24 protein-coding genes are annotated in these 22136 nt (G+C 36.3%); 21 read left to right on the top strand and 3 right to left on the bottom strand.

Annotated elements, in window-relative coordinates; genetic code table 11:
* Positions 1 to 103: 103 nt before the first annotated feature.
* Together AEA09_RS10450 and AEA09_RS10445 are read left to right on the top strand one after the other, a co-directional pair.
* Positions 104 to 592, top strand: a complete 489-nt coding sequence (locus AEA09_RS10450; RefSeq protein WP_053583777.1) for a metal-dependent hydrolase — start codon at positions 104 to 106, stop codon at positions 590 to 592.
* 320 nt (positions 593 to 912) lie between these two features.
* The gene (locus tag AEA09_RS10445; RefSeq protein ID WP_053583776.1) at positions 913 to 2622 is read left to right on the top strand and encodes a methyl-accepting chemotaxis protein; all 1710 of its coding nucleotides are present in this window, start codon (positions 913 to 915) and stop codon (positions 2620 to 2622) included.
* A gap of 403 nt (positions 2623 to 3025) precedes the next feature.
* On the opposite strand, the gene AEA09_RS10435 is transcribed toward AEA09_RS10445, so the two are convergent.
* Entirely contained in the window at positions 3026 to 3541 is a 516-nt protein-coding gene (locus tag AEA09_RS10435) for a DinB family protein (RefSeq protein WP_053583774.1), read from the bottom strand.
* A gap of 189 nt (positions 3542 to 3730) precedes the next feature.
* Between AEA09_RS10435 and AEA09_RS10430 the strand changes: the two genes are divergently transcribed.
* On the top strand, positions 3731 to 4156 hold the full coding sequence (locus AEA09_RS10430; protein ID WP_156312139.1) for a YhfM domain-containing protein: 426 nt from the start codon (positions 3731 to 3733) through the stop codon (positions 4154 to 4156).
* 25 nt (positions 4157 to 4181) lie between these two features.
* Positions 4182 to 4646 carry an NUDIX hydrolase gene (locus AEA09_RS10425; protein ID WP_156312138.1) on the top strand — a complete coding sequence of 155 codons (465 nt, stop codon included), beginning with the start codon at positions 4182 to 4184 and terminating at the stop codon, positions 4644 to 4646.
* Between the two features lie 506 nt (positions 4647 to 5152).
* Here the strand turns inward: AEA09_RS10425 and AEA09_RS10420 are convergent.
* Positions 5153 to 7048 (bottom strand): acyltransferase family protein, encoded by a 1896-nt coding sequence (locus tag AEA09_RS10420; RefSeq protein ID WP_053583772.1) that lies wholly within the window; start codon positions 7046 to 7048, stop codon positions 5153 to 5155.
* A 426-nt stretch (positions 7049 to 7474) separates the two neighbouring features.
* On the opposite strand from AEA09_RS10420, the gene AEA09_RS10410 reads away from it, so the two are divergent.
* From AEA09_RS10410 to AEA09_RS10370, 10 genes are all read left to right on the top strand, one after another.
* Positions 7475 to 8128, top strand: a complete 654-nt coding sequence (locus AEA09_RS10410; RefSeq protein ID WP_053583770.1) for a uridine kinase family protein — start codon at positions 7475 to 7477, stop codon at positions 8126 to 8128.
* 23 nt (positions 8129 to 8151) lie between these two features.
* Complete coding sequence (locus AEA09_RS10405) at positions 8152 to 8373, top strand: hypothetical protein (protein WP_053583769.1); 222 nt, start codon at positions 8152 to 8154, stop codon at positions 8371 to 8373.
* Positions 8374 to 8970: 597 nt separating this feature from the next.
* Positions 8971 to 9414, top strand: coding sequence for an SMI1/KNR4 family protein (locus AEA09_RS10400; protein ID WP_053583768.1), 444 nt, complete (start codon positions 8971 to 8973; stop codon positions 9412 to 9414).
* Between the two features lie 99 nt (positions 9415 to 9513).
* Positions 9514 to 9903: a GntR family transcriptional regulator gene (locus AEA09_RS10395; protein WP_053583767.1), complete on the top strand. Its 390-nt coding sequence runs from the start codon at positions 9514 to 9516 to the stop codon at positions 9901 to 9903.
* A complete protein-coding gene (locus tag AEA09_RS10390; protein ID WP_053583766.1) occupies positions 9900 to 10589 on the top strand; it encodes an ABC transporter ATP-binding protein in 690 nt (229 codons plus the stop codon). The genes AEA09_RS10395 and AEA09_RS10390 overlap by 4 nt, the downstream gene beginning before the upstream one ends.
* A complete protein-coding gene (locus AEA09_RS10385; RefSeq protein ID WP_053583765.1) occupies positions 10586 to 11410 on the top strand; it encodes a hypothetical protein in 825 nt (274 codons plus the stop codon). Before AEA09_RS10390 ends, AEA09_RS10385 begins: the two co-directional genes overlap by 4 nt.
* Positions 11411 to 11424: 14 nt before the next feature.
* Positions 11425 to 12633 carry a hypothetical protein gene (locus tag AEA09_RS10380; protein WP_053583764.1) on the top strand — a complete coding sequence of 403 codons (1209 nt, stop codon included), beginning with the start codon at positions 11425 to 11427 and terminating at the stop codon, positions 12631 to 12633.
* Between the two features lie 38 nt (positions 12634 to 12671).
* The gene (locus tag AEA09_RS19955) at positions 12672 to 12827 is read left to right on the top strand and encodes a hypothetical protein (protein WP_156312136.1); all 156 of its coding nucleotides are present in this window, start codon (positions 12672 to 12674) and stop codon (positions 12825 to 12827) included.
* Between the two features lie 52 nt (positions 12828 to 12879).
* A complete protein-coding gene (locus AEA09_RS10375) occupies positions 12880 to 14277 on the top strand; it encodes a M48 family metallopeptidase (RefSeq protein ID WP_053583763.1) in 1398 nt (465 codons plus the stop codon).
* Between the two features lie 361 nt (positions 14278 to 14638).
* Positions 14639 to 15088, top strand: a complete 450-nt coding sequence (locus AEA09_RS10370) for a DinB family protein (protein ID WP_053583762.1) — start codon at positions 14639 to 14641, stop codon at positions 15086 to 15088.
* A 96-nt stretch (positions 15089 to 15184) separates the two neighbouring features.
* Here the strand turns inward: AEA09_RS10370 and AEA09_RS10365 are convergent, their stop codons facing one another.
* On the bottom strand, positions 15185 to 16006 hold the full coding sequence (locus AEA09_RS10365; protein ID WP_053583761.1) for a squalene/phytoene synthase family protein: 822 nt from the start codon (positions 16004 to 16006) through the stop codon (positions 15185 to 15187).
* 197 nt (positions 16007 to 16203) lie between these two features.
* On the opposite strand from AEA09_RS10365, the gene AEA09_RS10360 reads away from it, so the two are divergent.
* From AEA09_RS10360 to AEA09_RS10335, 7 genes are all read left to right on the top strand, one after another.
* The gene (locus tag AEA09_RS10360; protein WP_053583760.1) at positions 16204 to 16938 is read left to right on the top strand and encodes an SDR family NAD(P)-dependent oxidoreductase; all 735 of its coding nucleotides are present in this window, start codon (positions 16204 to 16206) and stop codon (positions 16936 to 16938) included.
* 396 nt (positions 16939 to 17334) lie between these two features.
* Positions 17335 to 18171 carry a type II pantothenate kinase gene (gene coaW, locus AEA09_RS10355; RefSeq protein WP_053583759.1) on the top strand — a complete coding sequence of 279 codons (837 nt, stop codon included), beginning with the start codon at positions 17335 to 17337 and terminating at the stop codon, positions 18169 to 18171.
* Between the two features lie 1198 nt (positions 18172 to 19369).
* Positions 19370 to 20350, top strand: a complete 981-nt coding sequence (locus AEA09_RS10350) for a glutaminase (protein ID WP_053583758.1) — start codon at positions 19370 to 19372, stop codon at positions 20348 to 20350.
* A gap of 207 nt (positions 20351 to 20557) precedes the next feature.
* Positions 20558 to 20794, top strand: coding sequence for a hypothetical protein (locus tag AEA09_RS10345; protein WP_053583757.1), 237 nt, complete (start codon positions 20558 to 20560; stop codon positions 20792 to 20794).
* Between the two features lie 44 nt (positions 20795 to 20838).
* Positions 20839 to 20979, top strand: coding sequence for a hypothetical protein (locus tag AEA09_RS20105; protein WP_169778069.1), 141 nt, complete (start codon positions 20839 to 20841; stop codon positions 20977 to 20979).
* Positions 20980 to 21114: 135 nt separating this feature from the next.
* Complete coding sequence (locus AEA09_RS10340) at positions 21115 to 21444, top strand: DUF3889 domain-containing protein (RefSeq protein WP_053583756.1); 330 nt, start codon at positions 21115 to 21117, stop codon at positions 21442 to 21444.
* A gap of 293 nt (positions 21445 to 21737) precedes the next feature.
* Complete coding sequence (locus AEA09_RS10335) at positions 21738 to 22136, top strand: MarR family winged helix-turn-helix transcriptional regulator (protein ID WP_053583755.1); 399 nt, start codon at positions 21738 to 21740, stop codon at positions 22134 to 22136.

The raw sequence follows: 22136 nt of genomic DNA, 5'->3' as shown, positions 1-22136 counted from the left end.
AATGTGTAGTGAACGTATGTTTGGAATGTGTGTTCTCTTTTTGAGCAAAGTGTGTTAAATTTGGAGAGTAGAATTTAACAACACGCAAGGAGAATACTGGACTATGCTAGGAAACACACACATTGTAGGAGGCATCACAGCAAGTCTTGCTTTTGCACAAATTTCTAATGAGAACCCACTTGTATTATTAGGAGCAGGTGTTGTCGGTGCATTGCTGCCCGATATATGCCACGGTGGTAGTAAAATTGGACGGACGTTTCCCATCAGTTCAAAAATAGTCAACAAGCTATTTGGGCATCGGTCCTTCACACATAGTTTGCTATTTTTATTTTTGATAGCGATACTCATGGATGCCTTTGTACCGTTCAAGTCTATGACGATAGGGATTTTACTCGGAATGGCTAGCCACTTAATCCTCGATATGGGGACCAAAAAGGGTGTTAAGTTATTTTTCCCTATAAAAATAGCGGTTCGTTTCCCACTAACCATTAAAACAGGTGGAAAAGTAGAAAGAGTCATCTTTACGTTGCTATGTTTGCTGTCGCTATACTTTGGCTATGAGATACTACTGGATATAGTAAGCGTTGCGTAAAAAAGTAGCCCCTGCAAGAGAGAATAACTCCTGCAGGGGCTTTTTGTCGTTGTGAAAAGAATAAGCAGGGAAGATACGAAATTCCTTATTTACACGTTGATTAAGTACTAAAAGATGAAATATTTGGAAGTCTTATGATATAGTAACAATAATGAGAATAAGTAGTTATTACCATTCTATTTTTGCGCATACTATAGATATATTTACACATATTTGATTTTAATATGAAGAATATAGTAATGCCATCAAGGTGATGATTAAATAGGTCGATAACTTTATAGATTATTTGCTGAAAAAATGATGAGAAGGAGAGAATGGAAATGAGTTTACGAAATGCTACAATAGGCATGAAATTAATTATTTTAATAGCTTCTTCAATCCTAATGTTTTTCATAATTGGAGGAACAGGCTATTACTTCATGAATGATATGAAGAAGAACTCTGAAGCAATGTATCAAGATGCACTACTACCTATAGAATGGCAGTCGCGAATTCAGACGAATAATCGGGCGATTGACGGTTATACGTTGGAAATGATTTTGTCAACGGATGTAAAAGAGAGACAATCATTAAAAGCGCTCATTAATGAACGATTAAATGATAATGAGAAACTAATTTATAGTTTAGAGGAAAGTCTTCTATTTGATACTGAAATAGAGAAAATTGCCCAGTTTAAAGAGACATATGCAAAATATAAAGAAGATTTATATAAAAGCATGGATTTAGTTGTAGCTGGTAACGGCAAATTTGATTATTTAACATACCAACAAGTTCTTAAAGAACCCGTGTATAAAAGTAATGCCATTTTGGATGAAATCGGAGTCTTCTTGGACAAATACGCAGATAATTTAAATACTAGTACCACGAAAAGTTTGAATACAAGTAATACCATCGTAATTACAATTATCTTCCTATCTCTTGTATTTCAAATCTTGATGGGGTATGTGATTTCTCGGATGATTATTAATCCTATTAAAGCGATTGAGACGCTAATGGCTAAAGCGGAGAGTGGGGATTTAACGGTTGCAGGGAAGTACCGTTCAGCAGATGAAATCGGTGTCTTAACTAGTTCTTTTAATAGCATGGTGTCTAGGTTTAGGGACTTGATGAGACAGGTAAATAGTACATCTGAACAAGTAGCTGCTTCTTCAGAAGAATTGACAGCAAGTGCTGAAGAGTCAAAGAAGGCGAGTGGAGAGATTGCACAAACCATTCAAGATGTGGCAGTGGGCGCAGATCGTCAAGTAGAAGAAACGAAGGAAAGTAAGGAAATCGTCGAGGAAATGGCTTCAAGTATTCAATTAATTGCATCCAGTACACTAGACATTTCCACAAATGCAGTTGGAACTTCACAAAAAGCATTAGAAGGTAACGAAGCGATTCAATCGACTATTAAACAAATGAGCTCTATAAATACGACAGTATCTCAATTGTCGCAAGTCATAGAAGGCCTGGGCATACGGTCTCAGGATATTGGGAAAATCATCGAAGAGATTACAAACATCGCAACGCAGACAAATTTATTAGCGTTAAATGCGGCGATTGAATCTGCAAGAGCGGGGGAACACGGAAAAGGATTCGCGGTTGTGGCAGATGAAGTTCGTAAATTAGCTGAACAATCGGCAGTATCTGCTCAAAGAATTGCACAAATGATTGCGTTAATACAAAAGGAAACTCTAATTGCAGTAGAGTCAATGGAACAAACAACTAGTGAAGTGACAAATGGAATAGAGGTAGTAAACAAAGCAGGTGAAACATTTGCACAAATTCGTACGTCAGTAGACGATGTTGCGGATCAGTTACAAAACGTCTCTGCAGCTGCCGGGCAAATTACGGAAGGTGTTAAGCTTGTACTTCAATCAGAGGACAAGCTAGCCGAAATTGCGGAAGAAACAGCAACTAGCACACAAAATGTCGCTGCTGCCACCGAAGAACAGTTGGCTTCTATGGAGGAAATTGCAACCTCAGCGGATTCATTGGCTAATCTAGCTGAAGATTTACAAAAACAGATTGAATTCTTTAAAGTATAATTTGGAATTTTAAAGAGATCGTTGATGACTGCTTCAGAAGTGAATCAATTTCATAATTCGTATTTCCATCAAGAAATACTAACATTGCAAAGATAAAAATTATGATCGTTCGCATCGTTACGCTACAGGCGGACACTTTCCGCAGGCAAGCACCGAGCCGCTTCCCTGGTTGCTGACGCTTCGCTTTCGCAACAAAACACAGTTTCGCTACGCTCAGTCCAGGGTCTTTAGTTCGCTTGCTTTTCCCGCTGGAGTCGCCGCCTTCCGCTCTACTGAAATGTTCGTGATTTTCCCTAGTGAAACTTTTTATGAAATTAACTAAAGTATGCAACATTTTATAAGTCAATGCACATTACTAAGTAATTTTAGTAGTGTGCATTTCAATAGGAAGGGAACAGAAAATTTAGTGCCCCATATCTAAAAATAATTTGATCTCTTTTATTTGTTCTGTGTGTCGATGTTCATGCAAATAGATCTGTTCAAGCCATTGATCAAGAGGTAATTCACCTAAAGCAGGATGATGTACAGATTTTTTCGCCAATATGGATTTATCTTCTATGGTACTAAGAAAAGCCAACAATTTTTTTCTTGAATCGTTTAACAAATCGATTATTTGGTTAACTTCAAATGGTTCAACAGCTGGCTCAACGATTCTGGGGGCCTTAAGCTTTTTCGTCCTATCCAATAATAGTAGGGGTATTTCTTTACGTTCTTGTTGAGCGAGATCACTCTTTAGTATTCCCCAGGCAATAGCCTTTAAAGATGCCTCTTCCACTAAAACTAAGTGATGGCAAACTTGCGCTATACTCCACATATTCAGATCAGGCTTACTATTAAATTGAGCATCACTTAATAAAGTAATCTCCTTCATTAGGTTATTTCTCGCGTTGTACAGTTGGTCATATATGAATGGATTCATGAGATTTCTCCCTTCAACAGAAAGTGTGTACATAGATTCCTTTTCTAAATATATTCACTATGGAGAAAAGTATTCTCCTGGGCATTCCTCACGATTATGCTGTCATTCATTGAAGAAATTTAGTTACTTATTCAGTTGAGTCACCATGTGGATATTTATGGTAGAGTTATTGTAGGGAGGAGCATTACAATGAAGCATATAGTTATGTTCTTAATTTTATCTTTTTCCACTTTAATCTTAATTAGTTGTCAATCACAAACTAAAGAAATGACGTTATTAGATAATGTATCCGGTATTTCAATTTCAAAATCGAATGGTTATGGAGGTCTAAATGAAAATTATTTTGCTTCCTATAGCCAAGAAGAAAGTATTTCTGATTTTGAAGAAATACTAAAAAATGCCAAAGGTAATACCCAAGATGTAACAAACGAAACGCCTACCTATGATATCTTAGTACGTTATGAAAATGGCGACACTCACGGATTACACCTTATACTTGGAAATGAAGGGGAAGAGAGTGTTTTTATGTACATAGGTTATGAAGAAAGCTATACGGTTTCTCCAGAAGATACATATAAGTTGGAAAATATAATAGTTGAAGAAGAAGCCTATTAATCCAAAAAAGAGATTCAAGGAGGAAATGATGAACTACATACAAACAATTCGTAAGTTAATTGGAAATGAAATGCTAATGACTGTAGGTTGTGGAGTAATTATTGAACAAGATAATAAAATCTTACTACAGCATCGAAAAGATCGAGATGTTTGGGGTATTCCAGGGGGCGTTATGGAGCCTGGAGAAACGTTTCTTGAAACTGCTATGCGAGAAACATTTGAGGAGACCGGATTAATAGTTGAACAATTAACGTTGTTTGGACTTTATTCAGGTGAAGAAGGATTTTCAGAATATCCGAATGGAGATCAGGTTTTCAGTGTCCAGATTATTTTCCATTCAAATTGTTTTTCAGGAGAATTAATCCATAACACAGTAGAAAGTCACGAACATCGATTCTTTCCCCGGAATAACCTGCCTCATTTGAACTCGCATCAAGAGCGATTCATTCAGGATTGGGTAAATCAGGTGACTTTGCCCATAATAAAGTAATTTGCCGGAGTTCGACTACCAAAAAGGTCAGAGACAACGACTTTTTCCTGTTCAACGAATGGTGCAGGTATGTTAAAAAAAGATACATTTTGAAGATGACAGATTACTAGTAGGAGGTATTAAAAGAAAAATGAAAGAAAAAAGTTATATATTTTAAAGTTCTTTCAAATAATTTTCGCAATCCCTATTTGTTAATTGGCATTTACAGTTTGGTTACGAAAAACTTCAACTCACAACCAGTAATGTTTATACTCAAAAAACAGACATAAATCTACATGTGTGAAGATTAATGTCTGTTTTTTTATGTTAAACTCTATGATTTGTTTAGCAACAATCTTTGAGATAATAGCCTTGCCCAAAAAAATAAACAAGGTAAAAATAACCACAGATTTAAGAAGATACACAGAGCCAGCCAGAGGATTAAAGTTTGGTGGAAACTGGGTAATCAATGGGTGTGTATTCGTAGCAAAGAATAGTTACTTTACTGCAATAGTTCAGCTATATCTTTAATTATTCGAACGAGCATTTATTGATTGTTGAATTAGATTTGTTAAGGCTTCTACTCCTTTTGGTTCCAAATGTACACCGTCTGGAGCAAAATATTCCGGATGGTCAAGGGCTGTCGAATACCAATCAATCAACGTAATATTGTCATGCTCTTGAGCTTTGTTAGATAAAGTATTATTCACTTTTCCTTCCCATGGACGTGGAACGCGAGTATTCACTAAATAAATATCAGCATTAGAGAAAGCACCTAGCAGTGTGTCAATCTGATCATTCGTAAAATAACCATTTGTACCTAGTTGAATAATGACCGCTTTATCTGGATGATTGAAATGAGCAAAACCAGGTACCAACTTGACAGCTTGTGAAACTTGTCGCCCAATTTCTGCATCAATCGTAATGTTTGGATAAATTTTATTTAAGCTATTAGAAATATCTATCATTAAAGAATCTCCAATGGCTAATATTCCAGTATAATATTCGTTCGAAGGATTAACACTTGAATCGTTTTTCTCTATTTGAGGTGTTTCTATGTTTTGGTCAACACTAGTCTCAACTTCTTCTTCATCTAGATTAGTAGCATTATTCTCCGGTGTTTCCTGATCGTTAGTAGAAGTTTGCTCCCCAACATTTATTTCAACTTTTGTTGGATATAACTCCTTTGAATCTTGTTGCTCTTCCCCTACAACACCAGTGATTCCCGTCAAAAATAGTAGAAGGAATAGAGGGATAAGGGCAGTTGATATTTTCCTAAAAAACGAAAAGTTTCCCCACTTATTACTATTTACAAATAGATACTCCCTAAAATATGAACGGAATCCTTGTTTACGAATCGGCATTTCAATAAAACGATATGATAATTCAGCAATTATCAATACAAGGACTAGCTGCAAAACGACACGCCAGTATACGGGATTCCCTATTTCGTGAACAGGGGTACCCAACACCATAATAGGATAATGCCAAAGATAGATTCCATAAGATCTTGAACCAATCCAGCAAAGGGGCTTCAAAGAAAGTAATTTCCCTAAAAAGCTACTTGGATGACAAACACAAGCTATTAGTACCGCTGCGTTTATACAAAGAAGGAACATGCCTCCTCTGTATAGAAATACTTGATATTCATCCACCCAAAAAATGCTAAGAATGAAGATGCTAAAGGAAATCAATCCTATACTATTTAGTTTATTAATATGCTCAGTAGAAAGATTTTTGGTCGAAAGTCTGTTCATCGGCCAAACTAAAGCTAACCAGCAGCCTATCAGTAATTCAAATGAACGGGTATCCGTCCCATAATAGACACGACTAGGGTCTGTTCCAGGCTGATACAGTATACTCATTAACAATGCTGAACAAAATGCTCCGATAAAGACGATTATCGAAAGTTTGCTGCGCTTTTTAAATAAATATAGTCCAATGATCAACAGAATTGGCCAAATGATATAAAATTGTTCTTCAATTGCTAACGACCATAAATTCTTCAGAGGTGAAGGGGATCCAAAACTATCAAAATAGGAGAGTTCGTGAAAAATGAACCACCAATTACTTGAATAAAATATAGAAGATATTGCATCTCCTCGCAAAGTATTTAGAAGTTCCTTATTAAATAACGTCACCCATACGAAAGTGGTCAAAATCATTACATATGCGGCTGGGATTAGTCGTCGAAACCGTTTAATCCAAAATTGACGCAAACTAACCGTTAACGTATTCCCTTCAATTGGTAAAATGGAAGAGGTTATTAAGTAACCTGATAAAACAAAAAAGATATCAACTCCTAGGAACCCTCCGCGGGCCCAACTGAAGTTAAAATGGTAAGCAATTACAGCTAGTACTGCTAAAGCTCTTATCCCATCTAATCCAGGGATATAACGATGATTGGATGTCTTACCTAACATAAATATTCCTCCGATAATCTATAAGTACTCTTCTATGTTATTTATTTGTTAAATTATTAGTATGTAGGGTAATATAGCCTCCTTTAATGCAGTATTTTTATTTACTTACCTATTAAAGACGTATTATATACCTATAAAGTTTAGAGTATAATTAATTTCATAAGTCAGATTTTTCAAAAGTGTTGGCTGACCCAATATCATTTGGGTTCGATTGGTGCGCCTTGAAGAAACATATCAACCGATGTATATAATAGATGCTTTATTTCTTATTCAAAGATCGTTTGATTTGCTTCTTTTTTGGCCTTTTTGGCGAGCTGGGCTTCGCATTCTTATTTTGATTTACGACCAGGCTTTTTTTCAGAGGGCTTCGCTGAGTCATATGATTATCACTAAAGGTCAGAAAGATATTAGAAAAGAGAGTGAATGATGAACACATTAATTCAAGAAATCATTCGTTGGATTCATAATTCGGATAAGAAGCTGATTATTGGGATATCAGGTCATGGAGCTGCAGGAAAGACGACTTTTGCACATAGGTTAATGGAGGAGTTAAAGTACGATGTAAACTATCTTAATACGGATCCATACATAGTGAGTTCAGCAATTCGAAAATACGCAGTGATTGACTACACACATAAAGAAACATTCCATCGTTTTAAAATGACAGCATGCCATCCCGCAGCACATCATATACCTTCCTTAGAAAGAGATGTACTGATGCTAAAGGAGAATATGAATTTACGAACGATTGATACACATTATTTACAGAGTGAAAAACTCTCTTCACAAAACAAATTAACCATTGTAGAAGGTATGAGTGTTGCTTTTGCTAATCCTGAATTATTTGATCTTCTAATTTATTTTTATACAGATGGTGATACGGAACTTGAGAGACGATTCGGTCGAGATATAGAGGAAAGAGGAGCGGAAATCGATTATTTAAAACAATCCCATAATGAGCGACGTATTCAGTACGAAGTGTTTATGCATCCATACAGCAAGAATTTCGATATTATTATAAGAAGTGCCAAGGAAACAATTTATATTGAGGAAAATACGTTTAATTTTAAATTAACTTAGTTATTTAAGAATGTGGGTGGGCTATGTATTTGTTGTTATCAATAGTAGTGGGTGTATTATTGGCTATGATCTTAATTAAGATGGGACCACTGGTAGGAGGGATTTTAGCTTTTGGCATTTTTGCTGGTTGTATATTTAGGGGATTGTATTTACTAAGCGAGATACAGAAAAGTGTTGTACCTGCTAAACAAAAAGTGAAGCCCAAAGATGTATTACAAAAATATTTAGAGGAACGTGATAATTGATTTTGTTGATTAGTCAGTTGCCACCATTAGCATAAAAGTTGTAGGTTGATTTCCGCGGGCAAGCACCGAATGGCTTTGCTTTCGTTGAAAAAAAAACAGTTTCGCTAGGTTCCGTGCAAGGTCTTTTGTTTGCTTGCATTTCCCGCAGAAACATTTCAACTTTTAGTGATGAACGAAATAGATGAAACTAATTATTAATAAGTAAAAATGGTAACAAATATTTCTGTAACGGAGGCAAGAGTTTAAAACCCAGTTGCCCAAGTCAAGAGCAGCTTTTCTTATTAGGCTAATAAAACAATTTAGTATAACGACTTGTTTTCTCTTAATTATTGAGAATTATTCCCATAAAATAGATTGACATTAAATGTGTATTAAACCTATAATACACTTAGAAGGGTGTATTAACTGTTTAATACATTTTTTTGAGGTGGATGTATCAAGTGGTTAATACACAGAACGTATTAGCGGGTGCGATGGCAAAATGATTTATCGGGTTGTTCTTTATTAAAGGCTGTTTTCTCAAAGAAGAAATAGATTGTTGCGTAGGTTTATGTTGAAAGTATGTGTAGATGACACAAGAAAGGCGGTATGTATTAAGTGAAAGAATTAAGAGACTTGATTCCAACAAGAAAACCTGGTGTTACAGATTTTGATATAAAATCGGCTGAAGAAAAATTAGGTGCAGTTTTTCCAGAACAATACAAGGAACTGTTTAGATTAGTTAATAATGCCGAAATCGGTGAATGGACTCTTTTTCCTATCAAAGACCAAAAGAATCCTAAAAAAACTTGGGACGATGTTGTGAGGCAAAACCAGGATGCAAAAGTTGAAGAAATGTCGGGAGACCTAGTAGCTATTGGTGATGATGGTACAGGTGATAAATTGTGTCTTCAAGTACTAAACGGAAAAATGCAAGATAAAATTTATATTTGGAACCACGAGACCACAGAAATTGAGGAATATACCTCAAATTTAAAGGGATTTATTAAATTGGATTCTGAAATCGATGATGGGTCGATGAAGATGAATAATACCCAATAATAAGATTAAGCCTTATTAAAAGAACAAAGCCCATCATTATGCGCAATCTGTATTAAGTGGTTAATACACGAAAATATGATTTTCTAGGAGTTGAGTGTATTGAATGTAAAGTTTAATAATCGGGATCCACTTTATGTTCAGGTTATCCGGCATTTTAAAGAGCAAATCGCCAAGGGATATTTTGAACCAGGTCAGGAGATTCCATCAAGAAGAGAACTGGCCAATCAGCTGAAGATTAACCCCAATACCGCACAACGAGCTTATAAGGAAATGGAGGAACAAGGATTGATATTTACTGAAGGAAATATGCCAAGCTGTATTACGAAAGATGATGCGGTACTTAAAAGTGTCCGTGAAGAATTGATTATCGAAGCGGTTGACTTATTTTTAGGTTCTATAAAATCCATCAATGTGCCGCTATCCGAAGTGTTGGAATTAGTTGAGAAAAAGTATGATGCCGAAAGCGGGGAAGCGGAGGAATCGAAATGATCGAAGTGAAAAATGTTAAGAAAAAATACGGTAGGAAACAGGTTTTAAATGGTCTCTCTTTCACTGCTAAAAAAGGTGAAATTACTTGTTTAATCGGGATAAACGGAGTAGGGAAGACGACAATTATGAAAGCGATTATGGCCCTCACTCCGATTAATAGCGGTGAAATTTTGATAGATGGGGAAAAAATCAGGAAAGAAAGCTATGACAAAATCACATTTATTCCCGATACAATCACGATGTTGCCACAAATGAAAATTGCTGAAGCCTTTGCGTTCATGGCGGATTTTTATAAAAGCTGGAATCCGCAAAGGGCTGAGGAGTTGTTGAAATTTTTCAAACTAGACCCTACAGAACGGATTGCCAACTTATCGAAGGGGAATACAGCTAAAGTCAACATGCTATTAGGTTTGGCACTGGATGTGGATTACTTACTGATGGATGAACCATTCTCCGGTATTGATATTTTTTCCCGTGAACAGATAGCAGAAGTGTTTACAAGCCATTTAATTGAAGATCGTGGTGTGATTATCACAACGCATGAAATTAATGATATCGAACACTTGATTGATAGAGCAGTGCTTATTGACGAAGGAGAAGTATTAAAGGACTTTAGCGTAGAGGAAGTACGTGAGAATGAAGGAAAATCAGTCGTTGATGTTATGCGGGAGGTGTATCGTAGATGAAAAGTTATTTAAAACTTGTACATTTCGAGATAAGCCGATTTTTCAAACTGTACCTAATCCTAATTGGATTGACAGTTGTCTCTCAGCTCATCGGTGCGGTTATTGTCTCAAAAGGATATATGAGTAGTGCGGAAAAGGTGATGTATGCAAATCAATTATCAGTGAGCAAATATATTGAGCAAAGCGCTTTTTCTTTTTCCCGTTTTATTAATTCTGAATGGTTTGTAATGCCAATCGTTTTTTGTATCGCCATGTTGATGATTTATGTTTTCTTTATTTGGTATCGGGATTGGTTTGGAAAAAATACGTTCATCTACAGATTATTAATGTTGCCGACGGAAAGAATAAATATTTATTTCGCTAAATTGACAACAATAATGCTATTGGTGCTTGGCTTAATTACATTACAAATATTATTAGTACCAATTGAAATGCAGATTGTGAATGGTATTGTACCAGCAGATTTCCGAACTAACTTTCCTTTTTATGGGATTTACGATCAAGAAATATGGGGCTTTCTGTACCCAAACACACCTGTTGGATTTATCCTGCTTTATGGAATCGGTTTGATCTTTGTAGCAATACTTTTCACTTCCATCTTGTTTGAGCGGAGTTTCGGTTTAAAAGGTATTTTCTGTGGAATCGTTTATGGAATGTTTTCATTCGGTGTCCTTGTTGCACCGTTAATATTGGCTGTCTCCTATACAGGATATTTTTACCCACTTGAAATCTATCTAATGGAACTGGTAACAAGCATTATTGTTTTAGGAAGTGCTATTTGGATCGCAAATCATTTGCTAAAACATAAAATCAGGGTCTAACGGGGGGAATTACCATGAAAAAATATTGGAAAACGATATTGATCAGTTTAGTAATCGTGACGACAATCGGTTCTTACTATATCAAAGCAGCAGTGGCTTCTAAAAATGATGTACCCTTTAAAATTGAAACGACTAGCGGAAATAAGGAAGAAATCGGAAATCTTATCCTTCAAGCGAGTTACCAGAGTGGTGATATACATCGTTGGTTGTACATATCAAAGGATGGTTCGACTAATCAGATGAAGCAGTCTTTTATTGAGGGTTTGATAGCACGTCAGGTACCTTTGGTGTCTCAAAAGTATTTTCAAAAAAACATTCAAAAATACCGTAATTTTATGCGTGGAAAAGAATTTGACCCGAGTTTGTACTTTGAAGACGAAGCGCGTTTGATTTACACAACTTTTCAAGACATTGATGATAGAGTAGTCAAAGGGGATTTTTTAACGCTTCAAATCGATATACTCGATAAAAATACAAATGACAGTGTATCATTTGAAGTTAATGCGCCGGCCCAAGAAAGCTATTACTGGATGTATGTGAATGATGTCTATGTAGAAAATGGGGAAATCAAGATACTTGCAACAGGCTATCTCTATAATGGTGGGGAGGAGTTGCATATATATACAATTGATGAAAACAACAAGGAATTTGAACATGACTCAATAATCGCTAAAACATATTCTGAAGTGGGAGTTAATTCCAGTATGCGCATATTTAATGATTATAGTAATCTTCAAAATGAAAACTATTTCTTATATATGATAAAAAAATATAAGGATCAAATGGGAAGTGCTACTCCTGAAATTATTTCTAGCCAAATGTATATTTATAACAATACTAACAATGAAGTGGAGGAAATATCGATTCCCGCCGAATTAAAACCAAATATGGATTCGATGCATCTTCATCGAACAGAAATATACATTCCTGTTCATTCAACTAATGGTTTAGAGCTGAACCGTTATAATATTGAAAAGAAACAGTGGGAAGAGCCATTACACTTTAATTATCCAAGCACTGCTAATGATGAAGAAGTACCTTATTTACAGATTACAGATAGTAAAATATATTTTGTGAATCGTGTTGATGACGGTCATTTGTTCTTTATCGGTGATTTACGTACAGGAGAAACATTATATGAAGGCAAAATCATTGGTGAAAACAGAGAAAATCTAGATACAGATTACTCACTCAATATCCAACAAATATATAGCACCAATTAAAGAACAGGCTTGTTATTCAAATAGGGCTACCAAAAGTTATGAATAGTAGCTTATGGGCAGGTATGAATCCAATATGGGATTCATACTTGCCAATTTTTAGTTCTTGGGTTGATGATATTGTAAGTGATAGTATGACTGCCGCGATTCATTGGTTAAATGTGCATGTTTTGGGAGAAATGTTGACTGTTCAATAGGGTCTAATCAAAGATATAATCTCTTTAACTTTGTTTAAGGAGATACATACAAATGAATGAATATACGATTTTACCAAAAGACTTGATTCATAAAAATGAAAATAGATATTTTTGGCTTGTGCTTGTAATTAGTATTTTAACTTATATTGTCTTGGTCGTGTCGATTTTCGGGATTCTCATTTTGCTCGTTTTAGCTCTAATTTCGCTATTCCTCAATGCCTTGATGATTGGGAACATTCGGACAAATGCTGTTAGATTGAGTCCAGCGCAGTTCCCAAAGGTTTATAAAACAGCAGAGGAATTATGTGAGAAAATGGGGATTACTAATGTTCCAGACATTTATGTTATGGAGTCTGGAGGAATGCTAAATGCATTTGCAACCCGTTTTTTTGGACGAAATATGGTAGTCATCTACGCAGATATCTTTGAGCTTATTAATACGGATGGTGATGATGAGCTAAACTTTATCCTTGCCCATGAACTTGCCCATATAAAGAGGAATCATCTGACTAAACAAATGTTTATTTTACCTGCGATGTGGATACCGGGAATCGCGGAACTTTATCTACGCGCTTGTGAGTATACTTGTGATCGATATGCAGCCTTTTATACAGGAAATAATGAGGCAGCAAAAAACAGCTTGACCATGCTTGCAGTCGGAAAAAACCTTTATTTACATGTCAATAAGGCAGAATATATTGAGCAATTAAACAATGAAAAAGGGTTCTTTGTCTGGCTGAGTGAGGTTTTATCTACCCATCCGCCATTACCAAAACGAATAAACGAGATCAGCAAGCTGTATGGAGAAACAGACCAGGGAGTGATTCTGCTTAAAAAATCAAAAGCAACATGGGTTTTTGGCATTGGATCATTGGTTTCATTGTTGGTGTTGTCAGCCGGATTTTACTATCTTGTAAGAGAGGCCCTCTTGTATGATCCGATGGAAGAGTTTGAAGATTACGCAGAAGTTGAAGAGGAAATTCCATCTTTTATCGTCGCAGTGGCAAATGATGATTTTGATAAGGTAAATCAGTTGATTGAAAAAGGCGAAGACGTATATCAGGAAGATTATTATGGAAATACAGCTTTAGATTGGGCTATTAAGGGCGGTAATCCCCAAATGGTTGAATTGTTGCTAGACTCAGGTGCAGATTTGAATTATGAAAATAGTTATGGAAATACGGCATTAATGACCGCAGCAGAAATAGGGGATCCGAATATGGTAAGACTCCTTGTTGAAAGTGGAGGGAATCCCAATTACCAAGACTCCGCTGGAATGACAGCTTTATTTTCTGCGGTTTACGGTTCTGATTTGGAAACTGTCAAGGTACTCCTAAATCTAGGGGCTGATCCTAGCATAAAAGATATTGAAAGTATGACCGCATCTATGGTAGCCATCCAGTCGGACGAACGAGAAATCGCAGAACTTTTGAAAAAATATAACAAATAGTTCTTATGGAGATAAGCAACATGGTAAGGCTTGCTGATGCATACTCTTTTTATATGTAATTCGTGGCATAGGAATGATTGTGAGTGCATTCATAGTTGGATTTCGAAGTGACAAAAGATACCTTCTCGATTTGATAATTATTTAAAGAAAGTTATGCTGGAAAAAGGAACTGGGAACAGTTCCTTTTTCTTTTCCAATGCTGTTTGCAAAAGTAATTATAGGGCCATTTACTGTAAGAACGATGTAGTTTCGTTGAGAAGTATTCTTTTATTTCGCTCTAATTAATGGGGTTATATGGTAAAATTTATTTTAACAGGGGAAATCCTATTTAAAAATTTAATCATAGGTGGTGTGATTCTCATTGAAAACGATCCAAAAGATGTATGAGCATTTAAATTGGGCAAATCAACGTATTCTTGAAACATTACAAAGTATTGAAGATGAAAATCAAGACGTGTTCCGTTTATTTTCTCATATCCTATTTGCAGAAAAAGTATGGATAGCTAGATTACAAGGATTGGACAGTTCACAATTACCCATCTGGTCAGATGTCGATAAAGAAGTCTGTGCAGAACTTGTTAAGCAAAATGAAGAGAGCTTAACAACGTTTCTAACTAAATTAACAGATACTGACCTAGAAAAATTAATATCCTACACAAATAGTAAAGGAAAAGAGTTTAAGAATTCAGTACGGGATGTTTTGACCCACGTAGCATTGCATGGCCAGTACCATCGAGGACAGATTAACTCACGACTTCGAACAGAGGGTATTGAACCAGTTAATATTGACTTTATTACATTTGTGAGATAAATGTATTCGATGTATGATTTCAAAATAAGAAAACAGAGTTAACCTACAAAATTGTAGAATCAACTCTGTTTTTTATTTTGAACCTAACTTTTATGTTTAGTCAGCTTGCACTTCTTCAACTGTTTGTTCTACCTCGGCACGTGTTATTTTTTCACGGCCTTCTTGCATCGCTTTTAATGTTTTATGCGCTAAAGCGAGTGGTAGGCGGCAGAACATTTTTATTGACCGTTTATCAATGCCCTTAATATAAAGGTCTGCTTGGGCCAAGTTTTCCTCTGCATAGGCAAATAAATCATCACGTGTCCAGCCATCTGGTACAAAACTTACGCCACGCTCATCCATGTCTTCATGCTGATTACGTAAAATATTGACTGCTTGTAACCCGCGGCCATAACCAATGGCTAATTCGCGATCGGTTTTTATACCCGCACCCCATTCCCAAATCTCAGACAACATCGTACCAACAAGGCCCGCCACGTAATATGTATACTCATCTAAATCATCACGTGTATGAACTTGCCAGTTTGCTTTTGCCCATTTCGCCATCCCGAACGCCATTTCACTCGTAGATGCTTGAATAATCGAACGAGATCCTTCAGGGCAGAATGTCAGCCAATCTGCTAAACGTAGTGTGACTTCCGGTAGTTTGTTGGCGTAGGGGGACAGTAGAGTCTCATACGCTGCTGCGTTGAATTCGCCTTTTAAAAGCTCGCTTGTCGCAGTTAATAAGTTGAATTTTATATCATTTGTAAGTTCTTCGTGATCTTCGATTTCATCAATGGCACGCATAGCTAAATAAGCTGCTGCGACAGTTGTTTTTAGGTCGTTTTTTAAAAAAGTAATTGGTATATAAAAGGTACGACTTGTGTCCTTTAAAACTTGCATCGCTTCTTTATATAGTATTTTTTGATCTTTCATGTGGTATCCTCCGTTCAAATTGTCCTGCCTCTATAGTATATGTTATCGCAAAAAAGAGGGAAGATAAAATGAAATGTTCATTTTTCGGACAAATACTTTGAAATTATTTCAAAAGGGTGATATAGTTTAGTTGTAAACTAGTTTACAGTAAATAGCTAGAATCTAAAATCTAGCGCAACTGAAGGGAAGTCTTTTTAATGGGTCGTTTAGAAAATAAAGTTACAATCATTACAGGTGGAGCATCAGGTATGGGCGCTTCAATGGCAAAATTATTCGCAAATGAAGGCGCAATCGTAATTGCTGCTGATATCAATGAAGCTAACTTAGCTACTATTTCTGAATTAGAAAACGTTGAAGGCATGAAATTAGACGTATCATCTGATGAAAACTGGGCAGAATTCACAAAAGCAGTTGTAGAAAAATACGGTCGTATCGATATTTTAATCAACAACGCTGGGATTTCATCTCAAAAATCACCGGCAGATCTTACAGATCAAGACTGGGCTTTAATGCACAAAATCAACTCATTCGGTCCTTTCTTAGGAATCAAACATGTTTCTAAATATATGAAAGAAGCTGGTAAAGGTGCTATCGTAAATACTTCTTCTTACACAGCACTTATCGGTTCTGGTATGAACGCTTATTCAGCATCTAAAGGTTCTTTACGCGCAATCGCACGTGCTGCAGCAGCTGAATTAGGGAAATTCAATATTCGTGTAAATACAGTGTTCCCAGGTGTAATTGAAACACCAATGACTGCAAACATTGGTCAATACAAAGAAGCTATGGACATGCTTATTAGAGCTACTCCAATGGGTCGTCTTGGACAACCAGAAGAAGTTGCAAACGCAATTTTATTCTTAGCATCAGACGAAGCATCATACATTACAGGTGGCGAACTTGTAATTGACGGCGGATACTCTGCACAATAATTTCCGAATGCTATAATAGTTATAAACTAAGAGTCGATTGCATTAGCATCGACTCTTTTTTTTACATAAAAAGGGATGAAGTACGGTATCTTTAAAATAAATCTGATTTTTTAAAAGTTTTTCTCATGAATAACAATCAAGTTATTGCACAATCATTTCAACAGCGGTAAAGTTTAGAAAGGGCGATTAATCAATTACGCCTCGGCGTAATTGTGTCCGGATTTGAATTGTACATGCATAATTCACTCCTTTTCAAAATCCGTGACATCCGCTGGAGGCATTAACTTTATTCAGTCGGCGTTTAATGACCTACTGAATAAAAGCTAAAATCAGTATTCATCTCACCCTCTATAGAGGTAGGAAACTTCTACTGAATAAAGTTAAAGGAGAAATAGTATGCCAAAGGCTATAGGTATTGATACAGGCGGCACATTGACGAAAGTTGCATATTTGGATGAGCATAATGAGCTGATTTTAACGACTTTTCCGTCTAATGATTTGCAGACTGTAAAAGACTGGATCTTAAACAATCCAGATATCGAGGATATTGGAGTTACGGGGGGACGTACTGAGCAATTACTTAACGTCATAAAAAAGATGAAATCAATTCATTATATAGTAGAATTTGAAGCAACGATAAAAGGTGTACGCTTTTTACTAAAAAAAGAAGGACATCACTTTGATCGCAGCATGATTACGAATATTGGTACGGGTACATCGATTCACTATATGGAAGGCAATAGCGATATTCGAGTAGGTGGGACTGGTGTTGGTGGTGGTACATTAATAGGTTTGTCAGCGCTTACAACGGGGATAACGGATTACAATGCCATTCGTGAAATGGCTGCCGAAGGAAACCGTGAAGACATCGATTTACGTGTCAGGGATATTTATCAGGGCATGGATACACCAATAGACGGACATTTAACCGCAAGTAATTTCGGGAAGGTCGGGATTACTGAAGATATTAGGCATCAACCGGAAGACATTATAGCGACCGTCCAAGGTTTAGTCGGTGAAGTGATTACGACACTCAGCATTCAATATGCGGAAGAAAAAAATGCCCAACATATCGTCTATATTGGATCAACACTTAGCAATAACGAACATTTAATGAATGTCATTGCAAATTACACACGCACAAAAAAACATACGCCGGTCTTTATCAATGACCACGGCTTCTCCGGTGCAGTCGGTGCACTACTCAACATAACTGAATATACGATTGTCTAATCGACAGGTAGGAATGGAGTTGTCTCAAATAGCTTTTTGAGATAGCTCCATTTTTTAGTGAATGATACGAGCCAAATTACTCGCATTTGCAATGTAAAGTAGCTTATATCCAATTATATAAGTTGAATAAAAGAATCCTCATTTTCCAGAAACATTCGAGGTTGATTTCCGTTCCAACTGTGCGCTTTCCTGGGGGCGTCCGATGAGCCGCTTCACTCGTTATGCTCGCTCCAGGGTCTCATCTGTGACGCTAAAGAGGCCACTGAAAAAGTGTTTTTTTAATAAATTCTCTAATAAAAATATGACCTAAAGGATTTAGCGCTCTGGCGTTCGCTTTCCACAGGCACAGCGTAAGCCGCAACCCTCGCTTCGCGCGGTTTGTTGCGTCTTACGTCTCGTGCTGTTCCTGGTGGAGTCTCACACCGCCGCGCTAAATCCTTGCATAGTAAAATAATTCTATGCAAAAAAATTGCTATAAACAAATCCTGGTTTAGAGTTTTTCAGTGCCCTTGTACTGTTCCTACTGGAGTCTCACGCTGCCGCGAAAAATCTTTGCATAGTAAAATAATGCCCATGCAAAAAATCACTATAAAACAATTTTAGTTTAGAGTTTTTTAGTGGCTTCACGCTAATCCCAAGGAGTCGCACAGCCTCCACTCCAATCAACAAGCAATCTTTAGTTCAATTCATATAGTAAAACAAATTCTTAATTACTTCTAAAAAATCAAGTGCGTAATTAGGTTTTTGAAGATATTTGTAGACGGGCGATTCGAGTAAGAGAATGAAAAAGACAGACGCGTGAAACAAGAGGGACATTATTTTGATAGCAGATAATTTCTTGGATATACTATTTATAATTAATAATTGAAAAACGGTTATTATTTAAGGTATTGGAGCAGTCGAAATAGAAGGGGATTTCATGATGTACAAAATTGGCATTGTTGGACCTGTAAAATCGCTGGAAAGAATTTTTGAGTTAGCACATATTTATTCGATTGCTACAGGTAGCAAAAATTATGGCATGTACGGCAATTGAGCTAACGTCTTGATGGAGAGACGTATGTTTCCTTAATTCCAGAAGGTGTTTACCCTGCGAAGCTTTAACAATGAAAAATTTAGTTAGCGCTTATTATCGAATCGAGTCTTCATAGCATAAATCTATGAAGGCTCTGTTTTTACTTGTAAGGAGAGATCGAAAATGGAACTATCAAATAAAAAAAATGTCGAACATCAAAATAGTCAGTTCTTAGAAGCATGGGTTGAGCAGTTTCGTCCTTATGCAAAAGAGGGAAACTGTGCTAATTATATACCTGCACTAGAACTGAAAAATCCGAACGAGTTAGCCATTTCAATAATTGGCTCAGACGGAATTGAAATGAAAGCTGGAGATACGACTAACACGTTTACACTACAAAGTGTTTCTAAAGTTGTTGCTTTTATTTCAGCTTGTATGGATAGGGGAATGTCTTATGTATTAGAGCGTGTAGATGTAGAGCCTACAGGTGATACCTACAATTCTATTGTTCGTTTAGAAAGTCATGAGCCAGGAAAACCCTTTAACCCTATGATCAATGCAGGGGCTATTACCGTATCTTCCATGATTTCTGGTAATTCATCGCAGGAGAAATTAGATACTATAATAAAATTATTAGAAAAAATGGTAGGAAAAAAATTAATTGTAAATGAAGAAGTCTATAAATCCGAATGGGAAACGGCAAATCGAAATCGAGCAATCGCCTACTTTTTGATGGATTCTGGCTATTTAGATTGCGAAGTAGAGGAAGCGCTAGAAGTTTATTTGAAGCAATGTGCCATTGAAGTAGATGTTTCCGATTTAGCAATGATAGGATTAGTGATCGGCAATGACGGTTATCATCCGATTTTGAAAAAACAGTTATTTTCAAAGGAAGTAGCAAAATTAACGAAAGCGTTAATGGTTACTTGTGGCATGTATAATTTCTCTGGTAAATTTGCAGCTTTTATAGGACTACCTGCTAAAAGTGGTGTCTCAGGAGCGATTCTGGCTGCTGTGCCAAGCCACGCAAGTGTACATTCACCATTTCCTACTGGCTGTGGAATTGGCATATATGGGCCGGCGATAGATGAAATTGGAAATAGTGTTGCGGGCGTACCTTTATTAAAGCATATTGCTACTGAGTGGAACATGAATATTTTTTGACACTGGTAGCAATAAATACATGTGCTTTTTAAAGTTTTTTACTGTAGACAAGCTAACGGGCCTGTCTACATTTTTTATTTTCCGCTTTTAAAGAACCCATTATTATACGTATATTTTTCTCCTTCTTTTGTTAATTAGAATAAGCAATAATCCGAAAGAATAAAACCTTCTATCTTGCGCACATTAGATTTTAGGAGGTGAACATCCATGGCAAATAGAAACACCAATAAAAACAATCGAAACAGCAATAAGACCATGAATACAAGGACGCATAATCCATTTGGTACCTACAAAAGTAAAGACCTTGATGACAGTAATAGCAATAACAATAACCCGAATGACAACCTAAACGAAGAATTCTCTGCCGAATTTGATGCGAAAGCAAAAAATGCAAACAATAAAACCAACCATGATAAAAATCAACAATCCAATAAAAATAAATAATCGAACTAAACGATTGGTGTTTACATTTTGGAGGTGGACAGCTGATGGCAAAGAAAGGTAAAACAAGTTTTAAGAAGAAAAAGAAAAAAGATGTACACAAAAAGAATGATCGTGAAGAATATTCTGCTGAATTTAATGCAGTGATTCATAATAATGTACAACAACCAAAAAAAAGTTATAAATAAAAGGAATATGAAAATAAATGCTTACAGTAGGTTCCAATACTACTGGAGCATTTATTTTTTGCTTTTAGAGTAGATCTTATGCAGAATGTTCTGCCCTAAATTGCGCATTCTATAGAAAAAAGGAGGTGTTCATTTGTGCGAAAAACATTTATTGCGCTTGGAATTTGTATTACACTTCAAGCAGTATCAGCACCTATCCCTGCGGCTGCTCATGCACAACAAGAAATTCCAACCTATGCTAAATGGGGAAAGCTTGCAATAAAAGAGGCACAATCAAAATATCCCAATGCGAAGATAATTGACTACTTGCATGTAGGACGTGAATCGAAGGCAGACCTAACGATTGAAAAGTTTAAGCTATGGTTAAAAGAGGGCGACAAAGAATTCGGTGTCCATGTCAGCATTACCTTTGCTACGAAGACGGAAAATGTAGTGACAGTTGAAATGCAAAAAACGGATAGATAAACCATCGCGTTTGAAGTTAACTATACTCAACCTTCATAAACCAACCCTGTCAATTGAAAAAGAAGAGGGTGCTGTGAAAACTACTTCTGGCATCCTCTTCTTTTTGTTAAACCATCAAGTTTTTGAATAAATTCATGTCTCAGTCCTAGTAAACTGTCTGAGTATGGCGGTGTACAAGATGATCGTTTGCAATTTCAACAGACGCCAACCGGAACGCAAATCAACCTACTTTACAACATAAAAAAGTGGGCGTATAATTTATTTAGCTAGGTAAATAAATTAGGCGGTGGGACATGAATCCATTATTCCATGCATTACTCCAAAAAAGCAGGTACATAACGAATTGTTTAAATGAAACGTTGAAACAACATAATCTGTATAGCTCGCAGTGGACGATTTTATTTTGCTTGCATGTACACGGACCGATGACATTAACGCAAATTTGGAAATATTTAAATGTCGAAGCACCAAGCATCACAAGAGCAGTCGCAAGGCTTGAAACGTTAGGGTGGGTGCAAAGAGTGGACGGGCCAGATAAACGTGAAAAAATCGTGACGTTATCAGCGATGGCAAAGGAAAAATTACCAGCCATCGAAAAAACAATTTTGGCTTTTGAGGAAGAAATGATTGGCTCTATGACAATTGAAGAGCAACAACAATTTATGAATCTGTTACAAAAAATGAAAGGTTGA

Origin of the sequence: Lysinibacillus contaminans (assembly GCF_001278945.1) — a bacterium.
GTDB classification, from domain to species: Bacteria; Bacillota; Bacilli; order Bacillales_A; family Planococcaceae; genus Lysinibacillus; species Lysinibacillus contaminans.
This window is presented reverse-complemented; position numbering and strand designations above follow the sequence as displayed.